The following is a 7,476-nucleotide window of genomic DNA, read 5'->3' on the forward strand; positions in this document are numbered from 1 at the left end:
AATATCGTGAGCAACAAAGGCCAGCTTTTGCAAGACCCCTTCCTCAACGCTTTGCGTCGGGAGCATGTTCCTGTTTCCATCTATCTCGTGAACGGAATCAAACTGCAGGGGCAGATCGAATCGTTTGATCAGTACGTGGTGTTGCTGCGCAATACAGTCACCCAGATGGTCTACAAGCATGCCATTTCCACCATCGTGCCGGGCCGCGCGGTCAACTTCTCTACTGCCGACACCTCTGATGCAGATAGCAACAACGCTTAAGTTGTTGTTTATGTTGCCGTTTTCGCGTCTTGCCCTGATCGGGCGAGGGGGCAATCCACTTTGCAATCGATGACCGCTTCGTCGGGAGATGGCACCCCGGTGCTTCTGGTTGGGGTTGATTTTGGTCTTCCTCACTTCGACGCCGATCTCGAAGAGTTGGGATTGCTTGCCCAGACAGCTGGTATGAAGCCTGTCGCCCGCTTGACGTGCAAACGCAAGGCACCGGATGCGGCCTTGTTTATTGGTAGTGGCAAGGCGGATGAAATCCGTACGTTGGCACAAATGCATGGCGCGGCGGAAGTCTTGTTCGATCAGTCTCTCAGTCCGGCGCAGCAGCGAAACCTGGAGCGTCACCTTGAGCTTCCAGTCAATGACCGAACGTTGTTGATCTTGGAGATCTTCGCGCAACGTGCCCGCAGCCACGAGGGCAAACTCCAGGTGGAGTTGGCAAGATTGCAGTACCTCAGCACCCGCCTTGTGCGCCGCTGGTCGCATCTCGAGCGCCAGACAGGGGGCATTGGTGCGCGCGGCGGCCCGGGTGAAAAGCAGATTGAACTGGATCGTCGGATGATTGGCGACGCTGTCAAGCGCACGCGTGAGCGCCTCGTGAAGGTCAAGCGCCAGCGGACCACCCAGAGAAGGCAGCGTGAGCGACGCGATACGTTCAATATTTCATTGGTGGGGTACACCAACGCTGGTAAGTCCACGCTCTTTAATGCGCTGGTGAAGGCTCGCGCCTACGCTGCAGACCAATTGTTTGCAACACTGGACACTACAACACGGCAACTCTATTTGGGCGATGCTGGGCGATCGGTATCCCTCTCTGATACCGTAGGGTTCATTCGGGACCTTCCTCATGGCTTGGTGGATGCATTCCAGGCAACGTTGCAAGAGGCCATTGATGCGGACCTTTTACTCCACGTAGTGGATGCCTCCAATCCGGGCTTTCCTGAACAAATGGCTCAGGTTCAAAAGGTCTTGAACGAGATTGGTGCGGCTGACATCCCCCAGATACTTGTGTTCAACAAGTTGGATTCTCTACAGGCTGAGCAGCGCCCCTCGCTTCTTGAAGACCAGTACGACGTGGATGGGCATGCCTTCCCGCGTTTGTTCGTGAGTGCTCGTTCTGGTGAAGGGTTGGATGCCCTGCGCCATGCGCTCTCGCTAAGGGTACTTGCCGCTCAAAAATGCATGACCCCTGATGCCGCCATTGAATTGCCAGGGGCCGCGCCCTGATTGGGCACAATGCCAGCATTACCAATGCCATCCAGAGAACCAGAGACTTTGCGCATGAATTTTCAAAATCGCACCCTACGCTGGGCTTCGCTGCCAGAACGTATTCGGGGCATGTTCAATCTGAATGACCCTCGGTGGGGGCGCGGCGACGATAACAAGGCAGACGACGGTGCACGTCCGGAGGAGCGTCCTGCTGCGCCTCCTCCAGCCGGAAATCGGGGCGGCGATCAGCGGCCTGGCAATGGACAGCCGCCCGACCTTGATGAGCTTTGGCGCGATCTCAATAAGAAGCTCGGAGGTTTTTTTGGCTCCAAGAACGGCGGTGGCCGTGGTCCGGGCAACGGTGGTAGTTCGGGGGGGGGCTTCCAGCCAGATATGAAGAGCGCTGGTGTGGGCGTGGGGCTGATCGCTGGGATTGTCTTTGTGATCTGGATGGGAACAGGGTTTTTTATTGTTCAGGAAGGTCAGCAGGCGGTCATTACCCAGTTTGGCAAGTACAAAAGCACCGTGGGTGCAGGTTTTAACTGGCGTTTGCCGTACCCCATCGAGCGCCACGAACTGGTATTTGTCACCCAGATTCGGTCAGCCGATGTGGGGCGAGACAGCATCATCAAGAGCACCGGTCTGCGTGAGTCGGCCATGCTCACGGAAGATGAAAATATCGTCGAGATCAAGTTCGCGGTCCAGTACCGCTTGAGTGACGCCCGCGCGTGGCTGTTTGAAAGCAAGAACCCTTCGGATGCGGTGGTTCAAGCTGCGGAGACGGCAGTTCGGGAGGTGGTCGGGAAGATGCGCATGGATACGGCATTGGCCGAAGAGCGTGATCAGATCGCTCCCCGTGTCCGCACACTCATGCAAACCATCTTGGATCGCTACAAGGTAGGTGTCGAGGTGGTGGGTATCAATTTGCAGCAAGGTGGTGTCCGTCCACCTGAGCAGGTTCAGGCCTCCTTTGACGATGTCCTCAAAGCGGGGCAGGAGCGTGAGCGGGCCAAGAATGAAGCCCAAGCCTATGCCAACGATGTGATTCCACGTGCAGTGGGGTCCGCATCGCGCTTGAACGAAGAAGCTGCAGCCTACAAGGCTCGGATTGTTGCCCAGGCACAAGGTGATGCCCAGCGGTTTTCTTCGATTCTGGCAGAGTATCAGAAGGCTCCACAGGTGACCCGCGACCGCATGTATCTGGAGGCGATGCAGCAGATTTATGGCAACGTAACCAAGGTGCTGGTTGAATCACGGCAGGGTTCTAACCTGTTGTATTTGCCACTGGACAAGATCATGCAAAGTGTCGCCAGCGGAGGGGGGGCATCGGATGCTCCCGCTGCAAATACGACGGCCCCCGTTGCAGTCCCTGCAGCCCCTTCGACCACTTTTTCGAATGACCCCCGCGCGCGCGACAGCAGTCGCACACGCGATCGTGAATCTCGCTAGGAGCAACTCGTGAACAGAGTCGGATTTATTGCATCTACCCTCTTGGTGGTGCTGGCCCTGATGAGCTCCATGCTTTTTGTGGTGGACCAGCGCCAGTTTGGTGTGCTTTACGCATTGGGGCAGATCAAGGAAGTGATCACAGAGCCAGGCTTGAATTTCAAGCTGCCCCCGCCTTTTCAAAACGTGTCGTACATCGACAAACGCCTTTTGACACTGGATAGCAGTGACACGGAGCCCATGTTGACTGCGGAGAAGCAACGGGTGGTCATCGACTGGTATGTGCGGTGGCGCATCTCCGAGCCAACGGAGTACATCCGCAACGTTGGACTGGATGAGAGTGCCGGAGCGATGCAACTCAATCGCGTGGTGCGCAATGCGTTCCAGGAGGAAATCAACAAGCGCACCGTCAAGGAGCTTCTTTCCCTGAAGCGGGAAGCGCTGATGGCGGATGTGAAGCGTGAAGTGCTGGAGACCGTTCGCGGCGCCAAGCCGTGGGGTGTGGATGTTGTCGATGTTCGCATTACCCGCGTCGACTACGTAGAGGCGATTACGGAATCGGTGTATCGGCGCATGGAGGCCGAGCGCAAACGCGTGGCCAATGAACTCCGTTCTACGGGTGCGGCGGAAGGTGAAAAAATTCGTGCTGATGCAGACCGCCAGCGTGAGATCACTATTGCCAATGCCTACAGGGATGCTCAGAAGATCAAAGGCGAAGGTGACGCCGAAGCCGCGCGCATTTATGCCGAGGCGTTTGGGCGGGATCCGCAGTTTGCGCAGTTCTACCGGAGCCTGGAAGCCTACAAATCCAGCTTCAACAAGAAGAGCGATGTAATGGTTCTGGACCCCTCGTCATCAGAGTTTTTCAAGACATTCCGAGGTGGAAACTCTGCGGCTATGCCTGCAGCACCCCGGAAGTAGTCCCCTGCTGATTTTCGACATCCTGCCGCTGTGGATTCGGAAAGCCTCTGGGCAGCGCTCGCCTTGGTGCTGGTGATTGAGGGACTACTGCCATTTCTTTCGCCTCAGAGTTGGCGACGTGCAGTCGCTCAGATTGCGCTGCTGCAGGATGGACAGATTCGGTTTTTCGGTTTGCTGGCAATCGTTGCTGGCGTGTTGATGCTCTGGTTCTGAACAGCGCCAGAGCCGGTAGCGGGTGGAGTCTCTCTGGGCTCTTCGCCGCTCCCGGTAGAATCACGGTTTTAACAGCCTCCCCTTTTTTCCATGTCTGCTTGGGTCCTTCCGGATCACATTGCCGATGTCTTGCCGTCCGAAGCACGGCACATCGAAGAATTGCGTCGCGGGCTGCTTGATACAGCCCGCTGCTACGGCTATGAGCTAGTCATGCCCCCGTTGCTGGAGCATCTTGAATCCCTGCTGACAGGTACGGGAGAGGCCCTCGATCTCCAGACCTTCAAGCTCGTGGACCAGCTCTCAGGGCGATCCATGGGGCTTCGAGCGGACACTACCCCCCAGGTCGCTCGAATTGACGCGCATTTGCTCAATCGCAAGGGCGTGACTCGCCTCTGCTATTGCGGGCCAGTGTTGCATACCCGGCCTGATCGTCCGCATGCCACCCGCGAGCCGCTCCAGTTCGGCGCAGAAATCTTCGGACATGCGGGGCTGGAGGCTGATCTTGAGGCGTTGCAGCTCGCCCGGGAATGCTTGCGCATTGCCAATGTGCCCAGCACCACGATTGATCTGGCGGATGTACGCATCGTGCGCAATCTTCTGGCGGGCGTGTCCGTGAATGCCCAGGTGTTGAGCGGTATCCATACGGCACTGGCAGCCAAGGACGCCGCTGAACTCGCGGCATTGACCCGAGATTTCCCTGTGGAGTCGCGCGAGGGTTTGTTGGCGTTGCTTCAGCTCTACGGTGATCAGGGTGTGTTGATTGAAGCTAAAAAAGCCTTCCAGCGCTTTCCTGGCATATCTCAAGTGCTATCAAATTTGAATTGGCTGGCATCCCGCCTTGAGGGGGCTGCTGTCACTTTTGATCTGGCCGATCTGCGTGGCTATGCCTACTACAGCGGTGCGCGTTTTGCGATCTATGCCCCGGGCGCAAGCGATGCGCTCGTTCGAGGTGGCCGCTATGACGAGGTGGGGGCTGTGTTCGGCCGCAATCGTCCCGCAGCGGGGTTTAGTCTGGATATCAAGCAGGTAGTGGGCGTGGTCTCTCCACGGGCATTGAAAGCTGCTATCCGTGCTCCCTGGGGAGAGTCGGATGAAGTGAATGCAGCCATCGCGGAACTCCGCACGTCTGGTGAGACGGTGGTTTGTGTTTTGCCGGGGCATGAGAGCGAAGTGGACGAGTTCCACTGTGATCGGGAACTGGTGCAGATTGCGGGCCGCTGGGTCGTGCAGGCTGTTTAAGCAATTGACAATTGAATTGGGTTTGAGATGAAAGCAACCAAAGGTCGCAACGTAGTGGTGGTCGGAACCCAGTGGGGCGACGAAGGCAAAGGCAAGCTGGTTGATTGGCTGACCGAAAGTGCACAAGGTGTCGTCCGTTTTCAAGGTGGGCACAACGCGGGCCACACACTGGTCATCAATGGCGTCAAGACGGCGCTGCATCTGATCCCTAGTGGCATCATGCGCCCAGGCGTCAAGTGCTACATCGGCAATGGTGTTGTCTTGTCGGCAGCCAAGCTGTTTGAGGAAATCGAAGGCCTTGAAAAAGCGGGCGTCGAAGTGCGTTCACGCTTGCGAATCAGCGAAGCTTGCCCGCTGATTCTTCCGTTCCATGCTGCCATTGATGTGGCGCGTGAAGCTGCTCGTGAACAGGGTGGAACGGAAAAAATCGGAACTACTGGTCGCGGTATTGGCCCCGCGTATGAAGACAAGATTGCCCGTCGTGCCCTGCGGGTGCAAGACTTGAAGTACCCCGAGCGGTTTGCTGCCAAGCTTCGTGAATTGCTGGATCTGCATAACCATATCCTTACGACCTATCTGCGCTCGGGCGCCTTCGCGTTTGGTGATGCACTCAAGCCTTATATCGAGGACGGCAAGGTTCAGTTCGATGTGGTTTATGCAGAAGCGATGCGCCATGCAGAGTTGCTTAAGCCCATGATGGCTGATGTATCGCGCGAGCTCAACGACGCCCATCGAGATGGTGCCAATCTTCTGTTTGAGGGCGCACAAGGTACGCTACTCGATGTGGATCATGGGACCTACCCCTATGTCACTTCGAGCAATTGTGTAGCCGGGAACGCAGCGGCCGGCTCGGGCGTCGGTCCCGGCATGTTGCATTACATACTCGGTATTACCAAAGCGTATTGCACCCGCGTTGGCGGCGGCCCTTTCCCGACGGAGCTGGACTGGGAAGTGCCTGGTACGCCTGGGTATCACATGAGTACGGTGGGCGCTGAGAAGGGTGTGACCACGGGGCGTAGTCGTCGATGCGGCTGGTTCGATGCTGCGCTGCTCAAGCGTAGCGCTCAGGTCAATGGCCTCTCCGGTTTGTGTATCACCAAACTGGATGTTCTGGACGGGCTGGAAGAACTATTGCTCTGCACCGGGTATGAACTCGACGGTGAGCACATCGATCTTCTGCCCATGGGCGCGGAAGATATCGCACGCTGCAAGCCTGTCTACGAGACATTGCCAGGCTGGAGTGAGTCCACCGTTGGCGTGACTGACTACGTCAAATTGCCACAGAGCGCTCGCCGTTATCTGGAGCGTATTGAACAGGTTACGGGTGTGCCTATCGATATGATCTCCACCAGCCCCGACCGTGATCACACCATCATGATGCGTCACCCTTATGTCGCTGGTTGATGATTTGAAATTCCCAGTGACTTCCGCACCCACAGCTATGTATCCAGGAGCCACCGCATGTTGACCGAAGACGGCAAACACCTTTACGTCAGCTATGACGAGTACCACAGTCTTATTGAGAAGCTGGCGCTCAAGGTGCACCAATCGGGCTGGGCGTTCGACACGATCCTGTGCCTTGCCCGGGGAGGTTTGCGTCCTGGCGATATTCTGAGCCGCATCTTTGACAAGCCTCTGGCCATCATGTCCACAAGTTCTTACCGTGCCGAGGCTGGAACGGTGCAGGGGCATCTGGATATCGCGCGGTTCATCACGACGCCCAAGGGTGAGATCGCAGGCAAGGTGCTACTGGTGGATGACCTTGCGGACTCGGGTCACACCTTGCATGCGGTGATCAACATGTTGAAGACCAACTATGCACCCATCACCGAGCTGCGCAGCGCTGTGATCTGGACAAAGGGCTTGTCGACGTTCACGCCAGACTATTCAGTGGAATTCCTGCCGACCAACCCCTGGATCCATCAACCGTTTGAGGGTTACGATAGCCTGAGTCCCGAGAAGCTGTTGGAAAAGTGGCGAGTGTGAAAGCCGGGCTATCGGTCTTACGAGGGGAGTGTAAAGATTTCTCTCGAAAATTCTTCTTGCCCTCCAAATTAGTGCTATAGTCGAGGGCTTCGCTACTGAGGCGGTTCTGCAGAAATGTGGTGACGCTGAAGATGTGGGTGGTGATGGGGTCTAGGTCCTGTTGCTGCTGATATCGAGAGGGTAGAAGAAGAA

At 56.7% G+C, this 7,476-nt stretch carries 8 protein-coding genes; all 8 read left to right on the forward strand.

Features of this window, described 5'->3' with window-relative positions; genetic code table 11:
• Nucleotides 1–6: 6 nt before the first annotated feature.
• The 8 genes from hfq (at nucleotide 7) to LPA35_RS24560 (ending at nucleotide 7,284) form a co-directional block, all read left to right on the forward strand.
• A complete protein-coding gene (gene hfq / locus LPA35_RS24525) occupies nucleotides 7–261 on the forward strand; it encodes an RNA chaperone Hfq (RefSeq protein WP_010464175.1) in 255 nt (84 codons plus the stop codon).
• Nucleotides 262–330: 69 nt separating this feature from the next.
• Nucleotides 331–1,497 carry a GTPase HflX gene (hflX, locus tag LPA35_RS24530; RefSeq protein ID WP_228899706.1) on the forward strand — a complete coding sequence of 389 codons (1,167 nt, stop codon included), beginning with the start codon at nucleotides 331–333 and terminating at the stop codon, nucleotides 1,495–1,497.
• A gap of 54 nt (nucleotides 1,498–1,551) precedes the next feature.
• Nucleotides 1,552–2,928, forward strand: coding sequence for an FtsH protease activity modulator HflK (hflK, locus tag LPA35_RS24535; protein ID WP_218301790.1), 1,377 nt, complete (start codon nucleotides 1,552–1,554; stop codon nucleotides 2,926–2,928).
• Nucleotides 2,929–2,937: 9 nt separating this feature from the next.
• Nucleotides 2,938–3,846: a protease modulator HflC gene (gene hflC, locus LPA35_RS24540; RefSeq protein ID WP_055398652.1), complete on the forward strand. Its 909-nt coding sequence runs from the start codon at nucleotides 2,938–2,940 to the stop codon at nucleotides 3,844–3,846.
• Between the two features lie 30 nt (nucleotides 3,847–3,876).
• Complete coding sequence (locus LPA35_RS24545; RefSeq protein WP_218301789.1) at nucleotides 3,877–4,059, forward strand: DUF2065 domain-containing protein; 183 nt, start codon at nucleotides 3,877–3,879, stop codon at nucleotides 4,057–4,059.
• 90 nt (nucleotides 4,060–4,149) lie between these two features.
• Nucleotides 4,150–5,298 (forward strand): ATP phosphoribosyltransferase regulatory subunit, encoded by a 1,149-nt coding sequence (locus LPA35_RS24550; RefSeq protein ID WP_228899710.1) that lies wholly within the window; start codon nucleotides 4,150–4,152, stop codon nucleotides 5,296–5,298.
• Between the two features lie 27 nt (nucleotides 5,299–5,325).
• Nucleotides 5,326–6,702, forward strand: a complete 1,377-nt coding sequence (locus tag LPA35_RS24555) for an adenylosuccinate synthase (RefSeq protein ID WP_228899713.1) — start codon at nucleotides 5,326–5,328, stop codon at nucleotides 6,700–6,702.
• A 57-nt stretch (nucleotides 6,703–6,759) separates the two neighbouring features.
• Nucleotides 6,760–7,284: a phosphoribosyltransferase gene (locus LPA35_RS24560; protein ID WP_121420591.1), complete on the forward strand. Its 525-nt coding sequence runs from the start codon at nucleotides 6,760–6,762 to the stop codon at nucleotides 7,282–7,284.
• Nucleotides 7,285–7,476 lie beyond the last annotated feature (192 nt).

The organism is Acidovorax sp. Leaf73 (assembly GCF_916855635.1).
Lineage (GTDB): Bacteria > Pseudomonadota > Gammaproteobacteria > Burkholderiales > Burkholderiaceae_C > Acidovorax > Acidovorax facilis.